General features: G+C 44.0%; 19 protein-coding genes and 1 tRNA gene. 7 read left to right on the top strand and 13 right to left on the bottom strand.

The window, feature by feature from the left end:
• Positions 1-12: 12 nt before the first annotated feature.
• The gene (locus LEPTO7376_RS00575; protein WP_015132349.1) at positions 13-1,323 is read right to left on the bottom strand and encodes an AMP-binding protein; all 1,311 of its coding nucleotides are present in this window, start codon (positions 1,321-1,323) and stop codon (positions 13-15) included.
• 413 nt (positions 1,324-1,736) lie between these two features.
• Here LEPTO7376_RS00575 and LEPTO7376_RS00580 point away from each other — a divergent pair, with 413 nt between their 5' ends.
• The 3 genes from LEPTO7376_RS00580 to LEPTO7376_RS00590 all read left to right on the top strand — a co-directional run bounded on the left by LEPTO7376_RS00580 (position 1,737) and on the right by LEPTO7376_RS00590 (position 5,766).
• The gene (locus LEPTO7376_RS00580; RefSeq protein ID WP_015132350.1) at positions 1,737-3,515 is read left to right on the top strand and encodes a sedoheptulose 7-phosphate cyclase; all 1,779 of its coding nucleotides are present in this window, start codon (positions 1,737-1,739) and stop codon (positions 3,513-3,515) included.
• Between the two features lie 175 nt (positions 3,516-3,690).
• Positions 3,691-4,719, top strand: coding sequence for a DUF6492 family protein (locus LEPTO7376_RS00585; protein WP_015132351.1), 1,029 nt, complete (start codon positions 3,691-3,693; stop codon positions 4,717-4,719).
• 237 nt (positions 4,720-4,956) lie between these two features.
• Positions 4,957-5,766 carry a mechanosensitive ion channel family protein gene (locus tag LEPTO7376_RS00590; RefSeq protein ID WP_015132352.1) on the top strand — a complete coding sequence of 270 codons (810 nt, stop codon included), beginning with the start codon at positions 4,957-4,959 and terminating at the stop codon, positions 5,764-5,766.
• 58 nt (positions 5,767-5,824) lie between these two features.
• On the opposite strand, the gene LEPTO7376_RS00595 is transcribed toward LEPTO7376_RS00590, so the two are convergent.
• The 5 genes from LEPTO7376_RS00595 to LEPTO7376_RS00610 form a co-directional block, all read right to left on the bottom strand.
• On the bottom strand, positions 5,825-6,688 hold the full coding sequence (locus LEPTO7376_RS00595) for a DUF1176 domain-containing protein (RefSeq protein WP_015132353.1): 864 nt from the start codon (positions 6,686-6,688) through the stop codon (positions 5,825-5,827).
• A 131-nt stretch (positions 6,689-6,819) separates the two neighbouring features.
• Positions 6,820-7,233: a response regulator gene (locus tag LEPTO7376_RS00600; RefSeq protein WP_015132354.1), complete on the bottom strand. Its 414-nt coding sequence runs from the start codon at positions 7,231-7,233 to the stop codon at positions 6,820-6,822.
• A 126-nt stretch (positions 7,234-7,359) separates the two neighbouring features.
• Positions 7,360-7,686, bottom strand: a complete 327-nt coding sequence (locus LEPTO7376_RS00605; protein WP_264308949.1) for a hypothetical protein — start codon at positions 7,684-7,686, stop codon at positions 7,360-7,362.
• Between the two features lie 109 nt (positions 7,687-7,795).
• Positions 7,796-7,912 (bottom strand): photosystem II reaction center protein I, encoded by a 117-nt coding sequence (locus tag LEPTO7376_RS24175; RefSeq protein WP_015132356.1) that lies wholly within the window; start codon positions 7,910-7,912, stop codon positions 7,796-7,798.
• 533 nt (positions 7,913-8,445) lie between these two features.
• Positions 8,446-8,817 carry a hypothetical protein gene (locus LEPTO7376_RS00610; RefSeq protein ID WP_015132357.1) on the bottom strand — a complete coding sequence of 124 codons (372 nt, stop codon included), beginning with the start codon at positions 8,815-8,817 and terminating at the stop codon, positions 8,446-8,448.
• A 734-nt stretch (positions 8,818-9,551) separates the two neighbouring features.
• Between LEPTO7376_RS00610 and LEPTO7376_RS00615 the strand changes: the two genes are divergently transcribed.
• Complete coding sequence (locus tag LEPTO7376_RS00615) at positions 9,552-10,886, top strand: type IV pilus twitching motility protein PilT (protein ID WP_015132358.1); 1,335 nt, start codon at positions 9,552-9,554, stop codon at positions 10,884-10,886.
• 269 nt (positions 10,887-11,155) lie between these two features.
• Here the strand turns inward: LEPTO7376_RS00615 and LEPTO7376_RS00620 are convergent, their stop codons facing one another.
• Complete coding sequence (locus LEPTO7376_RS00620; protein WP_041763067.1) at positions 11,156-13,624, bottom strand: O-antigen ligase; 2,469 nt, start codon at positions 13,622-13,624, stop codon at positions 11,156-11,158.
• A gap of 303 nt (positions 13,625-13,927) precedes the next feature.
• Between LEPTO7376_RS00620 and psb35 the strand changes: the two genes are divergently transcribed.
• A complete protein-coding gene (gene psb35 / locus LEPTO7376_RS00625) occupies positions 13,928-14,146 on the top strand; it encodes a photosystem II assembly protein Psb35 (protein ID WP_015132360.1) in 219 nt (72 codons plus the stop codon).
• Positions 14,147-14,167: 21 nt separating this feature from the next.
• Here psb35 and LEPTO7376_RS00630 read toward each other — a convergent pair whose 3' ends face one another.
• Together LEPTO7376_RS00630 and LEPTO7376_RS00635 are read right to left on the bottom strand one after the other, a co-directional pair.
• Positions 14,168-15,613: a hemolysin family protein gene (locus LEPTO7376_RS00630; protein WP_015132361.1), complete on the bottom strand. Its 1,446-nt coding sequence runs from the start codon at positions 15,611-15,613 to the stop codon at positions 14,168-14,170.
• Positions 15,614-15,652: 39 nt separating this feature from the next.
• Positions 15,653-16,363 carry a hypothetical protein gene (locus LEPTO7376_RS00635; RefSeq protein WP_015132362.1) on the bottom strand — a complete coding sequence of 237 codons (711 nt, stop codon included), beginning with the start codon at positions 16,361-16,363 and terminating at the stop codon, positions 15,653-15,655.
• A 92-nt stretch (positions 16,364-16,455) separates the two neighbouring features.
• Here LEPTO7376_RS00635 and LEPTO7376_RS00640 point away from each other — a divergent pair.
• Positions 16,456-16,528 (top strand) — tRNA-Ile (locus LEPTO7376_RS00640).
• Positions 16,529-16,755: 227 nt separating this feature from the next.
• Here the strand turns inward: LEPTO7376_RS00640 and LEPTO7376_RS00645 are convergent.
• A complete protein-coding gene (locus LEPTO7376_RS00645; protein ID WP_015132363.1) occupies positions 16,756-17,205 on the bottom strand; it encodes a hypothetical protein in 450 nt (149 codons plus the stop codon).
• Positions 17,206-17,289: 84 nt separating this feature from the next.
• Between LEPTO7376_RS00645 and pyrE the strand changes: the two genes are divergently transcribed.
• The gene (gene pyrE, locus LEPTO7376_RS00650) at positions 17,290-17,895 is read left to right on the top strand and encodes an orotate phosphoribosyltransferase (RefSeq protein ID WP_015132364.1); all 606 of its coding nucleotides are present in this window, start codon (positions 17,290-17,292) and stop codon (positions 17,893-17,895) included.
• Positions 17,896-18,027: 132 nt separating this feature from the next.
• Here the strand turns inward: pyrE and LEPTO7376_RS00655 are convergent, their stop codons facing one another.
• The 3 genes from LEPTO7376_RS00655 to murC form a co-directional block, all read right to left on the bottom strand.
• Positions 18,028-18,372 (bottom strand): YbaB/EbfC family nucleoid-associated protein, encoded by a 345-nt coding sequence (locus LEPTO7376_RS00655; RefSeq protein WP_015132365.1) that lies wholly within the window; start codon positions 18,370-18,372, stop codon positions 18,028-18,030.
• 130 nt (positions 18,373-18,502) lie between these two features.
• The gene (gene murB / locus LEPTO7376_RS00660) at positions 18,503-19,471 is read right to left on the bottom strand and encodes a UDP-N-acetylmuramate dehydrogenase (protein WP_015132366.1); all 969 of its coding nucleotides are present in this window, start codon (positions 19,469-19,471) and stop codon (positions 18,503-18,505) included.
• Between the two features lie 106 nt (positions 19,472-19,577).
• The gene (murC, locus tag LEPTO7376_RS00665) at positions 19,578-20,981 is read right to left on the bottom strand and encodes a UDP-N-acetylmuramate--L-alanine ligase (protein WP_015132367.1); all 1,404 of its coding nucleotides are present in this window, start codon (positions 20,979-20,981) and stop codon (positions 19,578-19,580) included.
• Between the last annotated feature and the right edge of the window lie 337 nt (positions 20,982-21,318).

The following is a 21,318-nucleotide window of genomic DNA, read 5'->3' on the forward strand; positions in this document are numbered from 1 at the left end:
TACAAGAAAAAATCAGCTTTCTTCGGACTGATAGTCTTTTTCAATCATTTCCCGCAGTATTGTTCGGTTTAGCTTGCCTTGGGCATTGCGCGGTAGCTTCGACACACATAACCATAATTTAGGCAGTTTATAGCGACTTAATCGATTGGCGATCGCCGTCTTAACCTCTTCAGACGTTGCTCCAGATTTCAGCACAATTACCGCTGTTACTGCCTCGCCCCAATATTCATCCGGCATCCCGCAAACCGCCACATCCGAAACCATTCCAGTCGCCTGAATTGTGGCCTCGATTTCATTTGGATAAATATTTTCACCACCACTAATAATCTTCTGACTTTTGCGACCGACAATATGCAAAAAACCTTCGTCGTCGAAATAGCCGATATCATCCGTCACAAAGGGGCGATCGCCACGCAACTCCGGATAATAACCGTGAAACAAAGACTTCGCTTCAATTGAAATCAGTCCATCCTCATCAAGATTCACTTTGGCATGGGGAAGAACCTGTCCCGCACAATTCTTTCCTGCAAGAAAATCTTCTGGTTTCAGCGCCACCACCTGCGATGCAGTTTCAGTCATGCCGTATGTCAACGCAATATTAAGTTGATACTCTCGGGCTTTTTCCAGGAGCGATCGCCAAGCCGGAGCACCACCAATCAAAATCAACCGAAATTGTTGCAACCATTCAGGACAAACATCCAACAGAACCTGAAGCTGAGTTGGCACAAGCGAAATACAAAAATCAGAGAAATCCCCTTCCGGTAAAATGCCTCGCTTCAGTGAGCCATAATCCCCCAAATAAAAGCTGCCTTCACTCAACAGCGATCGCATCACCTGCATAAACCCACTCACATGGTAAAGCGGCAAAACACAGAAGCAATTCACTCGCTCCAGCCCAAAAAAATTACGAAAACCTGACACCGAAGTTGAAATCCTCAAAAAGTCATGAATCACCAACTTGATTTCACCTGAAGTTCCACCTGTAGGGATCAAAAAAACAGCTTCCTCCTCTAACTTTGGTTTAGATACATCTATATCTATTGATAGAGATGACAAAACTTTTGACTGACTCTTTACTATTTTTTGCTTTTCCGATAACCACAACGGATTAAACAATGCAGTTATTTTTTTATTCCTAAGACATTCCATTAGAGCTGCAACAAATAGCAAATTATTTTGAGTATTAATAAGTTGCTCATATTCCTGAATGGAGTTCTTCTGAAATACAAACAAATTTTCAGCATCAACCTGATTGCAAGTTAAAAATGCCTGAATAAACAAATCAATTTTCTGTTCAATTTTGTTGTCCACATCACATTCCATACCCTGAAACTCCTGTATATGGAGACCTTTAGCTTTTTAGGAGGAGAGATCTCCCAAATAAATCATAGAGCTAGAGATTGCAGGGATACAGCATTGACGTCTAAAGAAGCTCATTCCAATCCCATCGAATCAAACTAAGGCTAAGAAATAAGCAAATTTTTTTATCTCAAAGCCAAAGCTAAGACAGTACATATATAAGGTTCTAAAAGTCATGATTAGCTGAGAATAAAGAAAGAATAAACTGAACAATAGCCTTTCTTAAAGCGATTAGTATCAATCACGACAGTCAAGATTATTAAAAAAAAATTAAACTCAGGATTATCGAAGTAAAAATGCTGTGTTGATTTAAGTAAAAAACTTAAGCGCAGACGCTTCTAATAACAGTTTTAAAGCCATTTCTTCACAATTAAGTCATGAGTAAGACGACACAAGCTATCCAGACCTTTATTGCGGAGTTTGAAACAGACTTCCTTTCCCAGACAAAGTTAGAAGAGTCAATCGAAGCCGTTTGTGCGAGTGGCAAATTCAAGGAGCTACTAGTATCCCTCATCCACAGCCCAGCTTTCAGCCAAGACCTTGGTGCTGAAATTGCTGCTGCTGGCGCGGTAGAAGGGATCTCTGCCTGCCGTAATCTCAGAAGTGGTTTGAATCTCTCCCTCAGTCGCTTCTTTGGCTTTTTTGCAGAGATGATTACAGCCTTTGATCCGGCAAAAGGATTGAGCTGGTACAAGTTTGCAAACCGCATTCACCAGTCCAACTTCGGTTCGATTAAGTTGCTCAATCGTCTTCTACAAACTGAGCAGGCATCTTTTTATGAAGAGCTTGCTGCTGAGTTAGTTGAGACTCATCCCCACGCGATTTTCCCAACATCGAGCTATCGTGAAAGTCGCGGCTTCGTGGAGAGTACTGATGATGACCGTGTAATTGAAGCTGTGGTGGGTACAAGCACCTTTACTTCAGTTCGTCTGGTCGACAAGATTTTAGATCCTGAGCAAACTTTGCTTCGAGATACTTACATTTCTCTTGATCGTTGCGTTTGCCTCGTTGATGAGAATGTCGAGAAATATTACAGTGAGCAGCTTGATGCCTATTTCGAGCACCATGGTATTCCCCTCGATAAGCTGATCTATCGCGCGATGGAAGTAGATAAGGGGATTCATACTGTTGAGAAGATGCTCGGTGATTTCAAGCGTCTAGGGGTTTCTCGTAATGAGCCTGTCCTAATTGTTGGTGGTGGTGTTCTTGCGGATACTGGCGGTTTAGCTTGTGCGCTTTATCACCGAAATACGCCTTATGTAATGCTTTCGACTTCTATTGTGGCGGGTATCGATGCGGGGCCTTCTCCTCGAACCTGTTGTGATGGTTTCGGCTATAAAAATCTCTTTGGTGCGTACCATCCTCCGGTCTTGTCTATTACTGATCGCTTTTTCTTCAAGAGTTTGCATGAGGGATGGTTGCGCCACGGCATTATCGAAATTGTCAAGATGGCGGTAGTTAAGGATGCTGAGCTATTCCGTCAGTTGGAATTGGCTGGTCCTAATTTAATCACGACTCGCTTTGGCACAGTGAATTGTCACGAAGAAGATGAGATCAATGATCTATCCCAAAAGATTTTAGGTGGTGCGCTGCGGAGTTATGTCGCGGCTGAGTATGACAATATGTATGAGACGCATCAATGTCGTCCTCATGCTTATGGTCACACTTGGTCTCCTGGTTTTGAGATCGAGGCAGGTCTGCTCCATGGTCATTCGGTGGCGATTGGTATGGGATTCGGTGCCTACATGAGCTACAAGTTGGGTTGGCTCTCGGAACGTCAAATGCACCGGGTTATGCGTTTGATTAGTTCCTTCGGTTTGAGTTTGTGGCATGACATCATGCTCAATAAAGAGACGTTGTGGTCTTCTCAAGAAAAAATTTACCAGAAGCGCGGTCAGAATTTGGCGATTCCTCTACCGAAGAATGAGATTGGTCAATGTGCTTATCTCAATGAACTGTCTCAGGATGATCTTTATGCCGCAATTGATGAGTATAAGGTTATTTGTGATGAGTATCCTCGCGGTGGTCTCGGAATTGATCCGCTCTGTAGTGATGTGGGTCTAGAGGATCCGTCGACTGTTTCTATGAGACCTCTTGAGCTTGAGGAAGCGGCTCCCACAGAAGCGAATGGCACTCAGCCCCTCGCATCGGTCTAGTAACTGTTTATTTTTTGGCGATCACCTGTTCATTCAAAATCGCCTGAGTGAAAAATAGTTTAAATTCCCTTCTGGTGATCCTCTCTTTGAGAGAGATTACCGCGAGGGGATTTACGCTTTTATATTTTGCTATGCCTGTTTTATCAACTGTTTCTTTTAAGTTAGGACAAAATCTATGCAACCTGAGTTTGATATCGTGATTCCACTGTTCCAGATGCGCTGGAATACTAGGGCTGTCTTGGAAGGACTCACATTTCACTATAAGCCCCGTCATATTCACATCATTACGCCCGAAGCTGGTGCGCAAGATCTTCGAGATGCTGCAACTGATTGGGCGATCGCCCCACTGACAGTCCATGACGAAGAGCCATTCTTTGCAACCTTAGGTCTGGATAAAGACAAAATTTGTGCAGAAATTGACCTCGGACAATCCCTCTATAACCCCGGTTGGTTTTACCAGCAGCTCCTCAAATTGGGTGCGTTTGAAGGCATTGAAAATTTGAGTGAATGGTATCTCGTTTGGGATAGTGACTTGTTGCCAGTGGAGACTTGGCCTGCAATCCAGAAGAAGGACGAAAAGCTCGATTACTCTTTCGCGCTCATCCAACACAATGCCTACGGTAATCCGGCGATCGTTTCGAAGTGGGAAACCTGGATTAACTCTGTGCTTAGCGTTGAGGCCGCCACCGACATCACCGGGACTTTTGTGCCGCACCACATGTGGTTTAAGCAGGAACACCTCCGCTCCTTCGCCGCAAAAATCAATGACTATTACCAATCCGAAGATCACTGGCTATTGCTGATGATGCGCTCTGCTAATGATTTTGGAACTTTCAGTGAATTCTGGGCTTATGTCTCCTGGGTCGCAACAAAAGCACCTGAGGATTTATCTTTCTACCCCTATGAAACCTACGGCGAAACCACAGAGCGTTTCTTTGACGATGGCACTGGCATGTTCTCTGCGGCGCTGCGTCGTTCCCAGGGGATTGAAACACAGATGGAAAATGAGGCAGAGCTATTCTCGCCAGACTATGCAAGCACCATCACCTTCATTCAGGATGAGTATGGTTTAGAGGAAATGCCTTCGTCTCTCTCCTTTGAAAGTAGCCCACGCCACCTGAAGAAAAATGAGGAGACAATGCATATCGAAGAACGGCGATCGCGTTGGAATCCTCGTATGGCTGCATCACCTGCCATCGTTTAACAATCATCTGTCAGCTTAATGAGGCGATCGCCTTGCCGATATGCTTAACAGCAGTCCTGATCTTATAGATAGGGCTGCTGTTTTTTGTCTCAACTAAGGTTCTTACGTCTGATGATCAACAACCTTCGAGCTTTTCTTCTCTATTAACATTACCCGTGATAACTTACATCGCGGTGGTGATTATATCCATAACTTAAAATAATTAACCTCTAAATTTTTTGATTATTTCTAACAAAAATGCAGAACTCTATTGATCTCATTATCCAGTTTCTGACGACCTTTGGGATCCGTCTGATTACGGCTTTACTGATTCTTTTCATCGGCTTACAGACTGCAAGATGGGTCAAAAAAAGCGTCCGTTCACTCCTCATAAAAACCCGTCTTGATTCCACGCTCACCAGCTTTGCGGTCAATCTGAGTTATGTTGCTTTCATCGTTCTCGTCATTGTTGCTGTCCTAGAGCGGGTGGGAGTCCAAACCACCTCATTTTTAACGGTTTTAGGTGCTGCTGGTTTAGCGATTGGTTTGGCTTTGCAAGGCTCGCTTACCAACTTTGCCTCTGGGGTCCTCATCATTATTTTCCGGCCTTTTAGCGTTGATGATCTGGTGGTTATTGCGGGGTCAACAGGGTTTGTGGAAGATATTTCCTTTCTGACGACCACTATTCGAATGCCTGATAATCAAACGGTAATTATTCCAAATAGCGCCATTTATGCCGACAAAATCATCAATATTAGCTTGAAGCAAAAGATACGAGTCGATTTGATCTTTGGTGTGGGTTATGAGGCTGATATTGATCAGACAAAACAGATTTTGCGGGAGATTGCAGAGGCAGATAAACGTATTTTGAGTGAGCCTACTCCTCAAATTGAATTGTCAGAGCTGGCCGATAGTAGTGTTAATTTTACGATGCGAGTTTGGATCAAAAGTAAGGATTATTTAACGATTCACTTTGGCCTCACTGAAACTGTAAAAAAACGCTTCGATGCCGCTGGAGTCAGTATTCCTTTCCCACAACGCGATGTTCATCTCTACTCCACCAATTAGGAGGAGCAGGCGATCGCCCCACTTTCTTGCAACTGGAGTATTGGGAATAATTGGGTGATTATTGGGGGTATACCTGTGGGTAATTGATGGGGTCAATATAGTTGCCATCGCACTCATCTTTTGCGAGGAATCGATTCACCACTAGCTGCGAACCTTCGAGACGATAGAATCCCAAGCTCCCACAATCTCCTAACCCTCGCCCTTTTGTGAAAATATTGATGGTTTGTGTGGCTGGATCATACTCAGAATAGCCGGCGATCGCCCGTTCAGATTCTTCGATGAGTTTGCCGTTGAGATCGGTATAGAGATAGGTGATAGGTAAAACGGTGATTAATGGCGCATCGGTCGTTTGCTCATAGAGATAATATTCCTGGAGCGACTGATATGCAGTGGAACCACAAACAAAATGGGCGAGGTATTGATTTTCTCCGACACGATAAACATTCGACGCCGATTGCGTAAATTCTGGTTCGTATCTAATATCCTGACAAGCACCAATTTGATTTTTATTAGCGATTAGATACGGAATAATGGTGTCGCTCACATCTGGATTGTCAAATGTCTGGGCGATCGCCACACTTTCATTTTTCTTGTCTTCAAGTGGATTAACATTCGGCACATTCTGTGGCACTGAACGAACAGCGGCAGGCGGAGTTGTTGAGGGCACGGCTAAAGGATCGTTCGATTTTCCCTCCGCAGATTTCGTCGCTGAAGGCGGTGCGACTTTGGGTGGTGTTATATCTGTTGGTGTGAGCGTCTTATTTTCTTCTTTATCTGCAATGCCCTCCGGTCGCTCCGTATCTTTCACGGACGTTGTTGGTTGAGATGGATCCGTCGTTGTTGATGTATTTTCTGCTTCATCGCAGCCAAAAGCCAACAGACTTAAGCAGAGAGCGATGCCGAGATAGCTAATTGATTTCATGTTCCCACCACGCAATGACAGTTGCTTTCTCTATTTTAGTGCGAGGTTTTTGGGAGAATACCGGATGGATACACGCTTATTAAACACGAATAAACATTGGCTGGTCTCACTTTCGTCATTCACCGCTTACTCTAAACAGAGATTTCAATATTGAGATAGTGATTAAGCAAAGAAATCACGTCATTAATTTTGAACGGTTTATATAGGATGTCATTACAGCCGGGAGGGATGGTGCACATCTGTGTTTCATCTGCCTCAGGGCCAGCTGTATAGGCAATGATAATCACCTGATTACCTTGTACTCCCTGCCGAATTTTTTTTGCTGCGGCTAAACCATTCATCTCCGGCATCATCAGATCCATGAAAATTAAATCTGGTTGCCATGCTGAACATTGATAGATCGCCTCTAAACCATTTTTTGCCTCTCGAACCTCAAACTTCAGTAAGGCCAATATCCGCTTCAGCATTAAACGATTGGTGCGGGCATCGTCAACAATAAGAATTTTCTTCGGAGATGAGTTGGAATCTGGCGAAGGCAGAGACAAAATAATTTCCCACGGGGGCGATCGCCACTAAGGCTGACTAAAGCGACATAATGGCATAGTCGTTATTGTACAGACTTGTCTAATTCTGGAATCGGCAAAAATGCTGACTTTATCAAGAAAACATAATTAAAGAGGTGTTACTGCGTTAAATAGCTTTAGAACGCGGAGTAAAAAGATTGTGTGTTGAAGGTCTGCATTGACGGTCGGTGGAAATTCTCGTTCTGCAATTTCTGCTTGTACCTCTGCATATTCCGCTGCTGTTAAGACAGAGCCATCTTCCGGCGATCGCGCTTCCGTCACAATCTCAGTGCGTAACACTTCTTCCGGCAAATCTTCTGGAGGCGGCAAACTGACTGCACGAGGTGCAACCCAAAGTCCCAGCGCCAAGCAAGCTAATACCTTTGCGATCATCTCCCAAAACCTTCCGTCACCGTTCTGTGTTCTCAATAGCATACCGAATTTGATTATTAATCGGCATAAAAAACGAGGCTGCCCAAAGACAAACCTCACTGATCGAACGCCTATAAATCATGACCTCAATAAAGAGGTGCGTTACGAATTTCTATTCAAAATCTTTTCTACCGGGGTTACGAGTGGGATCGCTAGATAGAAAACCGAAAATAAACAAGGACACGAAGAAAATAACCGTGATGTAAACAGCGATTTTAAGAGTGAGCATATTTTAGGGGTCTCCTACTGACACAAAACTAGGATGAACAATCAGTTTTATGAGCATAATTTATGTAACGTAACATATCATATCCCCAGCCTCAATTAGAAAAAAGCTAATCTTGTCTTTATAAATTTTTAGACATGTTCCGAGGCTCTTTAAATCATTAATTTTGCCAGAGAGAAGTCCCTCTCCAGAGGCATATTGACTGATGTGTAGCGATTGATCCTCGTCTCGTCACTTGTCATCATTTTTTACTGCATGTATCTCCATCATCTTCGGGGGTATCGACAAAAATTTATTTGGTGGAGGGGCGATCGCCTCCAGCTTGCATATCTGTCTAAAGCCAACCCTTGTCTCATCATAAATTGTGATTTGGGTCTTGCCCCTAAATTTACGTTGCTGGGGACTGAATTATTCGACTCGATGGTTGCATAAATAAAAAACCTGGTATTACTACCAGGTTTTTCTTGATATCACTTCAATCAATACTTATGAACTTATACATTTAGGCTCTAGCCAAACATGTGGGATAGATATACCTAAGTCAATTCGCAGGTTAAGGGACAAGCTGCATACACCGACTCAGATGCCACAACTTCTTTTCCGTGGAGCCAACTCAACCAACTCATTTCCTGGGGATGTACGCCTTTAATTGTAAGCATTCCAGCTGCCAAGAAAATACTCATCAATGTGCCGCCGATAATCGTACCAGCTACAACTAGCACCGCGCTAACCGGTAGTACCGATTGCAATACAATTGCCATCAAAGAACCAACAGTCATCATTAAAACGACAATTGGAAAACCGACAACTAGTAAGCAAACAAGTAGTGTAAAACTCCAGATTAAAAAGCTCTTGAGAAAAATTGAAAAGTAAGATGTGTCCCAGCTGCGAGTCGATGAGAAGTTCATATAAAGTGTCCCCTCCGAGGGATTTTTTTCAGTTGTAAAAAATTAGTCAGGCATCTTGGCTAATATCTACAAAACTGTGCGGATGCCTTTGGTGTTTCCTAGTATAAATAAATTTTCTGTAAAGCTTAGAGAATGGTTACAGAACTTAATTTCAGGTCCGAATAAATATGGTAGTTTTTTGCTTGAATAGCTTGTCTGAAAGGGATTTTAAGAGTTTTAAGTATTAATAACTTGTGAGAAATAGGAATATACACCTATTAGAAAGTGATTTGTTCATAGATACATTATTTTCCCTAAGCTATTTATGAGAAACCGTTGTTTTGGATATCATAAATTTACACTACTTTACTTTGCGTGAGTCTAATTACTTAATCCTTTTGATAAAGCTATGGCAGATGGCTGATCTATCGTTTTTGGCATATCTATTGTGGTTTTGCTGAAGGTTAAAAAGGTTAGGAAGAGTATTGATGAATCTATTGATTAGCTGCTGATTTGTGTGTAGAGAATTTGTTTCAGAAGCGATTTATATAGTGATTATTTGCCTCGGTTTGTATAGGTGGTGTGGCGATCGCCGATGGGTTTAGCAATCCGAGTTAACATGGGAAAAATGAATTGGGGCATCCTCCACTCACGTCTGGCTCAGTCAATGCTGTGAGTCTTTGGAGAACGTAAATGAATGCGCCTTGCCCAGTTTCCGTGCCAATAGAAACCCATTATTGATTCTCGATTTTCCTATGACACCAACACCACCACAACGCCCTGATGCGGGTCAGAAAATGCCGATGCCGCCTCTCAATTCCCAAGGTTCAAGGGAAGAGACTCAGATTGTTAACCCCCGTGGTGGCGGGATGCCCCCAATGCCGAAGGATGAAACGCAGATTGTCACACCTCAACAGCAGAAGCGGCGATCGCCCCAACGTCCACCAGCACCAGCTCGCCCTGCAGCTCCTCCGCCGCCACGGCAAAAAGCCGTGCCAGCCGCACCAGCAATTCCCCAACGTGGCGCTGGACAACCGACGCTGGAGCACATCATTACCCATGCTCACAAAGAAGGTTTTTCTGATGTGCACGTTGGTGTTGGAGAAAAACCTCGTTTTCGCGATCGTGGTGAAATTTTAACGACGGATTATCCGATGACGGATAACGACACCTTCTATGCTTGGCTGCATGAGGTGTTGACTCCCCAAGAAATTCAAAGATTTAAAGACAATCTCGACTTTGATGGGGCAACTCAATACGAATTTGCACGGGTGCGGATCAATATTTTTGATTCTTTGCTCGGCCCTTCGATGGTGATGCGTCTCATTCCACTGAAAATTTTGACGATGGAGCAGCTACGTTTGCCGCCCGTCTTTAAAAATATTTCGGATTCTGAGAAAGGTTTAGTGTTAGTGACGGGGCCAACAGGTTCCGGTAAGTCCACAACCATGGCTGCGATGGTGGACTATATCAACAAAACCCACCCGAAAAATATTATTACGATTGAGGATCCGGTGGAATTTGTTCACACGAGTAGAAAATCCTTGATTAAACACCGCGAAGTAGGGATGCATACCCTCAAGTTTGATAATGCGTTGAAGGCGGCTTTGCGGGAAGACCCTGATTTAATCCTTGTTGGTGAGATGCGGGACAAAGAAACGGTCAACACGGCTCTCAAAGCAGCACAAACGGGTCACCTCGTAATGGGAACGCTCCACACGAACAGTGCGATTAAAACGATTGAGCGTATTTTGAACCTTTATAGTGCTGAGGAACAGGATGCGATGAAGGTTGCGATCGCCGAATCTTTAGTTTCTGTGATTGCCCAAGGTCTATGTCGGACAACGGATGGCAAACGAGCTGCTTATCATGACATTTTGGTGAATACCGATACGATGCGTGACTACATTAAAGAAGCCAAGTATGAGGAGATGCTCGCTCTGATGCAGGATGGTGAGTACGATGGCATGATCACGATGAATCAGTCTCTCTTTAACCTTTACCAAGAAGGTCGGATTACTGAAGAAATCGCCCTCGAAAAATCGCCACTCCCGAACGAAATGGCCATGATGTTACGAGGTCGAATTTAGAGATCTGTGCAGCCTAAGACTTCGAAAGGTCTTGCTTAACTAAATCGATTTTTATGGAGTAGTGGCAATCAATGACTACTCCTTTTTTATGCCTGTTTTTTTAGAGATAACGTGAGTTCAGGATAAGAACAATAGGGGAAAAGTCTCTCCCAATCTGGGCTTGAGGCTTTTTGTTCTTTATTGAGCAGCAATTATTTTATGCAATATTCTACTGATTGAGCTCAATCAACAAGATATTTTCAATAAAAAACGTGAGTTCGGGATAGTGATTATTCCAATAGTGTTTGTTGCTGTTCTGTGAGGAATGTTTCAACTTCAGGCACTGGGCGATCGCCAAACAATCCTAAAAGGTCTAGCATTGGCACAGACCGTAAATTTGCTGGCGGAATAATCCGACTCAAGCCAGCGAGATTCGGATCACGATAGCGAAAGTCTCGGTTTGGGACAGGCGTTGCTGTGACCAGTTCACTGGGAAAAATATCGGCAATCCATTCCCGTAAATTGGCGTAGCTTTCACTTGGTTGGCTGACGATGACCGTTTCACCATTCGGGCGCTCAATACTGATGGCAAATTCTGGATCAAACCAAGCTTTCAGCAATTGCGTTGGCAAATCGTCAGCAATTTCTGCGAGAGCATCATTAATAATTTCTAGGGAACGCTGAGGTTGGGAATCCGCCAAAATAATCGCTTGTACTGCAGGTCGGAGGCGACTAGGCGTCACTTGTCCGAGAAAATCATTTTGCCACCATTTTAGTAAAAGCATGGTCTCGTAAAGCTGCTGGAAATCGCGGCTATTGGGCGGTAATTGTTTCAGTAAAGCCTCATAGTGGGCGATCGCCTTTGGATAGATTTTGTCTCGCAATGCTTTGAGTGTCGGCTCTGTGTCCCAACGAGGAGCGGTTAGAAATTCAGGGGTACGCAGTAGTTGGAGCGCTAACAATTCTTCAACTTTTTCGGGATAAAGTTCTTGTTCGCTGTAGCTCTGCGCTAAAAAGTAAAAGACATAAGGAAAGCGATTCGCGTCATTTTTTAATAGGTCTTCAAAAATTTGAGTACTGCGCTCTGGCTCAAAATCAACGGCGATCGCCCCATCGTTATATTTCAAAAGCACATCATCTGGCACCGCTCGACTTGCTGCCTGAAAATAAGTCCGAATCGAGCCACTTAATATTTCAAATTCTCCTGGCGCTAGACCTGTCGCTAATTTCTCCTGTCGTTGTTGCCAATAGTGCATCCCCAAATCCACCATATGGCTCTGTTGCCAAGGCACAAGACGATGGGCTTCTTGTAATTTTTCTTCGTAGCGGTCTGTATTTCTAACCCCTTTTGCTTCTTGAGCTTGATCATTTAAAGCGACTGCAAAGGTCATCGGCAATCCCAAATACAACACCACCGTCAGGAACCATAACCCCACGAGCTGAATGCCTCGGCGCTGTCGATTGGAAAAAGGCTCTTGTTCCTCAGGACTATAGATTTGGGCGATCGCCAACAGTAACGCAAGGGTTGCTACCAAAGTCAGGCTAATTGGTAAATATTCCAATTGATAATCGACAAAACAGACCATGCCGTAGCTTGCCCAGCCAGCCCCGATGCCATAGATCAATAATTCTGCGGCACTGCCCTGCTCAACGTAAGGGAGCATCGAGAGCCACAGTCGCATCACCATAAATAGCAGGAGTAATGCTGCTACCACACCATACAGACCCATCTCACTCAAAATCTGTAGAGGAGTACTAAACAAATGTGGTGTTTCAGGGGATTGGCCAGTGAGTGGCCGAAAGAGATCTAATGATCGCCCGAGATTACCAATTCCAATTCCATTGAGCGGATTTAGCTGTACAAAATCAGTACTTGTGACCCAAAGGAGAAAGCGACTTTTTACCGAGCCCACTAAATTTAGGTCAGATGCCACTGTTGGCTGAATATTTTGCCAATTCGCTGATGCAAATACCCTTGGATTTAATCCTGCTGTTAAGAGCACCACTGCGAGCAAAAGGCTACGTACCGTTAATTTCTGAAATGAAAAATCCCGCCGTAAATTTGCCAAAGACAAGATATAGCTAAAAACTCCCACAATGGCGATCGCCACCAACGCAGAACGGGCCGCAGTTGTATACAAATCGAGCAAAATAAGGCCAGCCCCAACACCCCAGAACAATCTTTGCTGACCTTTGCGGGCGATCGCCAAAGCTACAACCATCGGCAAAATTAGAACTAGGTAACCACCCATTGCTCCATAGGAGCCGAGAGGCAGACCATTTCGGAGACTAAACCAATCTGCCTGCGGAAGCCACAATCCCAAACTCACTACCGCTGATCCTGTGCCAACGATGCATAATCCGACCCATAACCTTTGCCAGAGCTGATTTTGCTGTAGCCAATTTCGGAGTGCATATAGAGCCAAGCCGTGACCAAGCACCATGACTAAATACCAAGCCGCAGCCTTCGGCGATGCTGCCCCTAGGGTTGAGAGCAGTAGTGATAACGCCAATGCCCCAATGCCCCAATCCAATCCATAACCTAACGTTTGCCAGGATCGATGGTAATCCCGCAGCGTTAACAAAAACCATAGTCCTACACATAGAAATCCTCCCTGCCAAACCGGTAACCAAAACCAATCCCGCATGGCGACATAACTGTTTGGCAGCCAAGCAAAAATGCCGAGACTAATTAGGCCAAGATAAAGAAGCCATTGGTGTGACCAAGGCTTTGGAGATGAGTCAGAAATGTGAGCCATAGACAAAAAAGATAGGTTCGGCACTCTGGCAACCATCACGAGAGAGTCATGGTGTCCTGAGGCAATAGTTCACTAAAATTGCGATATTTCAGCAGGTTCCCGCTAAATATGGGTCGAATCTTATGACATCGCCTGTTTTAAAACGATACGTCTTTCACTCATCAAACAACAACGTCTAAATCTATGAAATTGTTTATGGTTTTTATTTGGAGCAAAGGCAGCCGTTGACTTCTACTTCTGACGGAGATTGGGTGGTCTTCCACTCCTTGGTATATTGTAAAAAAACGTAACAGCTAGAACAGAATGAGCCACTATACAGATTTTTTAGTTACTATTGCCGCCAAGTCTTTTCCGTTATATTTCACGTTGGTGTATGCCGTTGGTTTGGTGGCTGCTGTTGGCATTGGTCTTGTCGCTTTTTTTAATTCCAAGCGACCTGTAGGTTGGGAAAATGCAAAAAAACCTGATTTAATCCCTGACTTGAATACCAGTAAGAACAAAGATAAAGAGCCAGATAATTAGTCTGCCAGTCTATCCCTCAACTTATTCAGACTGATTCTCTTCACCACTATCCCTTTCTGGGGATAGCATTTCGTCAAAATTGGTGGCAGGGTCAGTTTTTTGCTGAGCATCCGGTTCGGCGATCGCCTCAAACTCAGATTTTGTTTTTACCACTTTAATTTGCTTAATGCGAGGGCCACTGACTTCAGAGACGACGAATTCTAAATCATCAAAGCGGAAAATTTCGTTTGTTTTGGGGATTTTTTGCCACTGGTAAAGTAGGAAGCCACTCAAAGTTTGATAATCATCCGTACTCGGCAAATCAATTTGTAGGGCTTCATTGAGCTCATCAAGATCAATCTGAGCATCAACGAGAAAAGTGTGAGGATTAATCGACTGAATTGGTGGTGTTGAATCGATGCCTTGTTCCGGCTCATCCCCAATAATTTCATTGATAATATCTTTAAGTGTGACCAGCCCCGATGTACCGCCAAACTCATCTACGACCATTACCATTGGTTGTTTTGTCCGTTGCATTTTTGGGAGAAGATCCGCAATAGGCGTTTCTTCAGACACAAAGGGAATCGGTCTAATCCAATCTTCAATAGTGTGATTAAGGCTGGTCTGTTCTTCTGCGAACGGCACCGCAAAATCTCGAAAACGAACAAACCCGACAATGTCATCAATAGATTCGTTACGGACAGGATAGGCAGAATGATGGGTTTTTCCGACTTTTGCCAATAGGTCAGCCAGGGTAGATGTTTTGGCGATCGCATGAATATTAGTGCGGGGGGTCATAATTTCTTCCGCTTTCACATCTCCAAATTCGATCACATTGTTCAGCAGCTCTCGCTCCTCCGCTTCCAAACCCATTGATTCTTGTTCAGTATTAATAATCAGTTGTAGTTCTTCTGGCGTTACACGATCTTGCCAAAGATTTTGATGAATAGGGGCAATGCCGAAAAGCTGTAGCATACGGCGATTTGATTGATTTAGAATCCAGATAAACGGATTGAAAATTCGGGCGATCGTTAAACTTGGAGGTGCTAACCAGCGAGCGATTTCCTCTGAATGGGATAGAGCCAGGGATTTTGGGCAAAGTTCTCCCAAAATAATTTGTAAATACGCAATTAAAAAGAACGCAAAAGGAATCGAGACAGAAGCAGCAAAAGGCTTTGTCCAGACCTCTGGTAGCGGCATCTGTACTAGAAGTTGCTCAATGGAGCTGGCCATTGTCTCCTCACCGATCCACCCTAAGGCGAGACTGGATAAGGTAATGCCTAACTGCGTTGTCGAGAGGAGTCTTTCCAGTCTTGACTGCAAAGCCTGTACCATTTTTGCTTTTGTGTCCCCTTCTGCAATGAGCTGACTGATACGCGATCGCCGGACTGAAACAATTGAAAACTCAGCAGTTACGAAAAACGCATTAATCGCAATAAGGACAAAAACCGAGCATAGTCGAACTAAAATATCACCGCTGGACAACATGAATTTGGCGTAAAGACCCTCAAATTAATCCTTACCTTCTTAACGCACCACCGGAATATCGGCAATCTCTAGGGTGATTTCTTGATTTGGATAATCGCTAAGATTCATTGAAATGGTTTCGACATCTTCCAAAATCACCGCAGGAATACGCACCTGCCCAGTGTAACTTTGATTATTTGCTGGAATCTCGGCTGGCAAACCCTCTGTTTGGCCACTCACTAGGCGGCCTTGACCATCTTTTAGTTCAAGGAAATTGTAGAGAAATCGTACTGCGGAATTGCTATTGTTTTGCAAACTAATATCAAGTACCCAATAATTCCCGAGAAGACGAGAATCGATCACATCAAACTGAATATTTTGTGCTGTGCTCGTGAGAGGAAAGACAGTTTCGGCTTGAGCTTCAGGTGTTGGAGTTCCTTCTTTTTCTATCGTTTTAACGAAATTACTGTCTGTCTGGGCACTATTGGCTGCATTATCTTTTTTGAGACCTTGCTCACGCGCGTAAATCTTGTCATATACCTCGACAATGACTTCCCGCTCAGAGACAAGCTCAATGCCATTGACACTTGCATGTTCTTTGGATGATTTGCGGCTTCGTATTAACTGCTGAGTGGGGTTCCCTTCTGGCTGTCGAACTCCCTGTAAAGCGTCATAGCCGATGGTAAAGCCATAAAGGGCACTTACTGTTCCAGCACCAACCATTGCCACGAGTAACAGTAGGGTAAAAGCGAGGGTTGTCTGAAATTTCATGGGCGATCGCCGTTAAATAAAGAAGAAATTGTTCAAAGCAGTAAAGACAAATTATATTATGATAACCAGCGGGTGCTTTCTCCCGAATATAACCAGGGTTGGCCGAGCGGTTTAGGCAACGAACTCATAATTCGTGTTAGACAGGTTCAACTCCTGTACCCTGGACTTGATTCACACGCTCAACCAAAACGGAATTGGGATTTCCTCAAAGCTTTGGCTGCTAATCAAAAGAGGCATTGAGTCCAATGCCTCAGATCTTGATCCGGACTTATTTGTCTTTCATGGCGAGGAATGTCTCGACGAGAACATTGATTGACTTATGCCTCCTCAATATCAATATAGATATTTGAGGAAAACACCCGAAAAATCAATAAGCTTTCGTTTAGACTTACTTAGCGGTCGAAAGAAAAATCGGTGCCGCGTAGAAGCTGTAGTGTGCCGTTTTGAGCTGGAGCTTCACTGCGTATCGAAGAGTTAAAAGGATTCGCCAAATCTGGTGTACGAATCACAGGGTCGCTAGCAACTTGCTGGAGCATCACATCACGATACAAAAGATCAACCTTTTTGTAATCTCGTTTTGCTTGATGTTCGGGATAAGCTGGCTGAGTTAAGGAAAGAGGGAAGACACCGAAATACTCATTCAGCACTTGCCATGTATCGAAACTTGTATCAGTATCACGGAGTTCATAACTGACGGCACGATCGAATGCATCCGCAGTATGCTCTGGATAGTTGGGGTGGCGACCCTCTAGATGAGTCTGGGCGATCGCCGGCGCTGAAGCCACTTGGATTGCCGCTCCAACCGCGAAAACTGTGATTAAATGATTAGACCATTTTTGCATGGTAATTTCGTCCGTAAATCAAATCCTTACCAGCATCTTTGCTCACAAATCTAAATTGGTCAAGTTTTCTTTTCCCATAGCTTCATGACAACTAATCCTTCCCTTTCAACTCTATTAACTGCTGACACCGCAACCCTTAGACAGTGTCTTTTAAATCAAATTGCCACTGAAGCTTATAAGGAAGGAGACTTTATCCTTTCCTCTGGTCAAAAGAGCACCTATTACATCAATGGAAAGCTCGTGACCCTCACTGCGGCTGGTGGCGTGATGACCGGTCGTCTCATTCTCCAGCAGTTGGATCCTGATATTGCTGCCGTTGCTGGTCTAACTCTTGGCGCAGATCCCATTGTTTCTGCTGTAAGCGTGGTCTCTGCCTACGAAGATCGCCCCTTACCTGCATTAATCATTCGTAAAAAAGCCAAAGGTCATGGGACACAAGCTTATATTGAAGGACCTTCTCTACCAGAAGGAGCAAAAGTCGTTGTCCTTGAAGATGTTGTTACAACTGGAAAGTCTGCAGCACAAGCTGTTGAGCGTTTACAAGATATAGGTTATCAAGTGACAGAAATTATTGCAGTTGTTGATCGACAACAGGGTGGTTCTGAATTTTACGCGAGCCAAAACTTGAAATTTTCGAGTCTATTTACAATTGCCGATGTCCAGAAAGCTTACCAAGCATTAAAGAGCTGAGGTTATCCTCACTAACATCTAAAAAGCTCCCAAACATTACGTTTAGGAGCTTTTTATTTATCTCAAGATTGTGAGTGTAAAATCTATCTGAATTCGAGTGTCAATCTCAATGAATTAACGATGGACTAATTTTTAGAGTCCAGGGATGTTTAGGCCGCTAGTGAGTTCTTCCATTCTGGAGCGCATTGTCTCAGTAGATTTTGTGTAAGCGTCAGTGAGTGCTTCAGTGACAGCTGCAGATAGATCCGCAGAACCTTTGGCGATCGCCGCATCAGAGATTTCTACACTACGGGGTTCTTGATTACCACTAAGGATGACTTTGACAGAACCATCAGCATTTGTACCTTCAACGTTCATTGCTTCAAGCTCTTCTTGGAGCTTTTTCGCTCCTTCTTGCACCTGTTGTGCTTTTTGAAACGCATTAGCAAGTTCTTTCATCTTGCCAAGTCCGAGACCAAATCCTTGTCCTTTTGCCATAGTGGTTACAGAGTTAAATGTCTAATATGCTTCAGTGGAGAGATCGAAAAGATACGATGAAATCGATATGACGATCCGTAGACTATCTTAATATCCTCACGCTCTTATTGGTGAATTTGCGAAAGTTCTACTATTTCAATGGTGAGTTTGCATAGGAAAAATCGCCGAGAATTTTCACTTCAGGTTTTAGTAAAATCTCCCAATGTTCTTCAACTTGAGCTTGCACATGCTGAATCAGTTGAAAAATATCCATGGCTTTTGCATCACCACAATTCAAGATAAAGTTTGCATGGCGTTCTGCAACTTGTGCCCCACCAATGCGATAACCCTTAAGTCCTAGTTCTTCGATTAACCGCCCAGCGGCTTTGGGGTAAGGGTTACGGAAGACACTGCCACAGCTAGGGAGGTGATAAGGCTGGGTTTCTTTACGCATCTTGAAGTTGGCGTTGGTTGTGCGCTTAATTTCTTTTGCTTCAAAACCAGTTTCTAGCTTAAATGCTGCTTCCAGAACGAGGCGATCGCCTCCCTGAAGATTAGATGTTCGATACCGATAATCAAGGGCTTCCGCCTCTAACTGCGTAATCGAACCATCAGGCTCAAGTACTTTCACCCATTGCAACACGTCAGCAACGCAACCTTGGTGAGCACCTGCATTCATGACGATACTACCTCCCACACTACCCGGAATACCAACGGCCCATTCTAAACCACTCCAACCCCGTTTTGCTGCATTCCATGCGAGACGAGCAATCGGTTCCCCAGCACTAGCAATCAATAACCCTTCTGTTTCAGCGTGGTAATACCTAAGGCGATGTGTATTAAGCACAAATCCAGGTAAACCATGGTCGCTGATTAATAAGTTAGAGCCAGCTCCTAAAATCGTTAACGGTAGATCCTCGCGATAGTCGACATACCATTCGATACAAGCTTGAGTTTCCTCTAGAGATGTCGGTTCGGCATAGAATTCCGCATCGCCACCGACCCGAAATGATGTGAACTTCGCTAGATTGATTTTTGACTTGATTAAAGAGGATGAGGGTTGGGGAGTTGAGACAGGGAGTCTCGTGATTGAAGACCGGGAAGGGGGAGAGCAGACCATTCGTTTTGCTGACTTGTTGCTAGGTTACAATTCGCGATGCACGCACCTTAATCTGAAATTTCAAACTTCGTCAATGGACATTTGACTGATCCATCATCAAAATTACTTATTCAGGGAAACTCTCATTAAAAAAAACAGCAATAATCTGATTGAGATTTCCAGCACCTAAAAATAAGACTAAATCTCCATGCTGTAATTGCGGTGATAGCCATCGGGGTAGCTGACGAAAATCGGGTTGATAAAACACATTATCTTGGTGCTGTGCGATCGCCTGCTGGAGGGTTTCACCTGTAAGGTTAGCGGTATTTTCCTCTCCTGCACCATAAATATCCGTAATTACCGTAATATCGGCATCTTTAAAGGAGACCGCAAATTCATCAAGGAAACTAGCCGTGCGACTATAGCGATGCGGTTGGAATATGGCCACAACGCGACGATCCTTGCCTGATCTGATTCTCGCGGCTGCAAGGGTGACTGAAATTTCGCTTGGGTGATGGGCATAATCATCAATAAAAGTAATTCCCTGACGTTTGCCTTTCACCTCGAAACGCCGTTTTGCGCCGCCAAACGTGGCAAGAGCTTCGGCAATTGGTGCGAAGGGCACATCAAAATAACGGGCAACGGCGATCGCCGCTAATGCATTATTTAGATTATGTTTCCCAAGTAATGTCAGGCTAATCTCACCGAGGCGATCGCCCCTTTCCCAAATTGTGGCGGTCGTCGCCATCGCCCCATAATCAATATCTGTTGCCCAATAATCCGCATTTGTGTGGTTATCAATTGCGTAGCTAATGTCAAAATCTAAAGACCCAGAAGCGATCGTTGGGCAATCAAGACAAGCTACTAATACCTTGCAACGCTCAGCAAAAGTGCGGAAAGTTTCAATGACATCATCAATAGACTGGTAATGATCCGGGTGATCCAGCTCGATATTTGTCACAATCCCGATCTTCGGGTTGAGCTTTACTAATGTGCCATCTGACTCATCCGCTTCTGCGACTAAATAGCCGCTATCTCCTAAACGGGCATTGCCATTCCAAGCATCGACTTCACCGCCGACGATGATTGTGGGATCGAGACCCGCCTTGAGCAAAATGTAGCCAATCAAGCTACTTGTGGTTGTTTTGCCATGGGTGCCACCAACCGCGACACTGTCATATTCATTAACTAAAGCCGCCAACACATCAGAGCGGTGAAAAATATCACAGCCGAGTGACTGTGCTGCTTGGAACTCCGGATTTTCTTTGCCGATTGCTGTAGAGCAAATCACCTGGGGCAATTTCGTTGCTGTGTTTGCTTCTGGCTCAACAGGATGAAGATTTTCCTTAACTTGCTGACTAAAAATATTTGCACCCGCACCCGCTAGCCTTTCCGTGATATGACTAGATCGACGATCTGAGCCAGATACCGGTAAATTTCGCTGTGCAAGGACATAGGCAAGAGCGGACATGCCAATACCGCCGATTCCGATGAAATGAAAAGGTTTACCGCTTAGATCTACAGTTTTCAAAGATCTTTCTCCTCGCACATACACAACCTAAAATGAAGAACTCTTGTAAAGTTTTTTAGGACACCATTAAGTATGCAGCATTAACGATTTTTTACAAGAATTTACCCTTCTAGATTACGGTGATCTCCCCTGTTTTAAGCATTTATGCTGATACTTCGCGCCATTTCAAAGACCTTTTTTAAAGCTTTGAGATCCCTAGAACAAACGCCAGTAGCCTTTCCTAGACAAAAAGTAAAAAAAATGACCCCATAGAGGGTTTTCATAAATTCGGGGATCGAATTGTGCAGTCTTTGATATGATTGGGGTCACGAAATGAAAATTTTTATTGCAATTTTAG

The sequence above is a fragment of the [Leptolyngbya] sp. PCC 7376 genome (genome assembly GCF_000316605.1).
In the GTDB taxonomy this organism is placed as follows: domain Bacteria; phylum Cyanobacteriota; class Cyanobacteriia; order Cyanobacteriales; family MRBY01; genus MRBY01.

Bases quoted from the DNA above. Each gene is read 5' to 3' on its own strand.
- LEPTO7376_RS00575 (WP_015132349.1), bottom strand. From the start codon at position 1,323: ATGGAATGTGATGTGGACAACAAAATTGAACAGAAAATTGATTTGTTT.
- LEPTO7376_RS00580 (WP_015132350.1), top strand. From the start codon at position 1,737: ATGAGTAAGACGACACAAGCTATCCAGACCTTTATTGCGGAGTTTGAA.
- LEPTO7376_RS00585 (WP_015132351.1), top strand. From the start codon at position 3,691: ATGCAACCTGAGTTTGATATCGTGATTCCACTGTTCCAGATGCGCTGG.
- LEPTO7376_RS00590 (WP_015132352.1), top strand. From the start codon at position 4,957: ATGCAGAACTCTATTGATCTCATTATCCAGTTTCTGACGACCTTTGGG.
- LEPTO7376_RS00595 (WP_015132353.1), bottom strand. From the start codon at position 6,688: ATGAAATCAATTAGCTATCTCGGCATCGCTCTCTGCTTAAGTCTGTTG.
- LEPTO7376_RS00605 (WP_264308949.1), bottom strand. From the start codon at position 7,686: ATGCTATTGAGAACACAGAACGGTGACGGAAGGTTTTGGGAGATGATC.
- LEPTO7376_RS24175 (WP_015132356.1), bottom strand. From the start codon at position 7,912: ATGCTCACTCTTAAAATCGCTGTTTACATCACGGTTATTTTCTTCGTG.
- LEPTO7376_RS00610 (WP_015132357.1), bottom strand. From the start codon at position 8,817: ATGAACTTCTCATCGACTCGCAGCTGGGACACATCTTACTTTTCAATT.
- LEPTO7376_RS00615 (WP_015132358.1), top strand. From the start codon at position 9,552: ATGACACCAACACCACCACAACGCCCTGATGCGGGTCAGAAAATGCCG.
- LEPTO7376_RS00620 (WP_041763067.1), bottom strand. From the start codon at position 13,624: ATGGCTCACATTTCTGACTCATCTCCAAAGCCTTGGTCACACCAATGG.
- psb35 (WP_015132360.1), top strand. From the start codon at position 13,928: ATGAGCCACTATACAGATTTTTTAGTTACTATTGCCGCCAAGTCTTTT.
- LEPTO7376_RS00630 (WP_015132361.1), bottom strand. From the start codon at position 15,613: ATGTTGTCCAGCGGTGATATTTTAGTTCGACTATGCTCGGTTTTTGTC.
- LEPTO7376_RS00635 (WP_015132362.1), bottom strand. From the start codon at position 16,363: ATGAAATTTCAGACAACCCTCGCTTTTACCCTACTGTTACTCGTGGCA.
- LEPTO7376_RS00645 (WP_015132363.1), bottom strand. From the start codon at position 17,205: ATGCAAAAATGGTCTAATCATTTAATCACAGTTTTCGCGGTTGGAGCG.
- pyrE (WP_015132364.1), top strand. From the start codon at position 17,290: ATGACAACTAATCCTTCCCTTTCAACTCTATTAACTGCTGACACCGCA.
- LEPTO7376_RS00655 (WP_015132365.1), bottom strand. From the start codon at position 18,372: ATGGCAAAAGGACAAGGATTTGGTCTCGGACTTGGCAAGATGAAAGAA.
- murB (WP_015132366.1), bottom strand. From the start codon at position 19,471: ATGGTCTGCTCTCCCCCTTCCCGGTCTTCAATCACGAGACTCCCTGTC.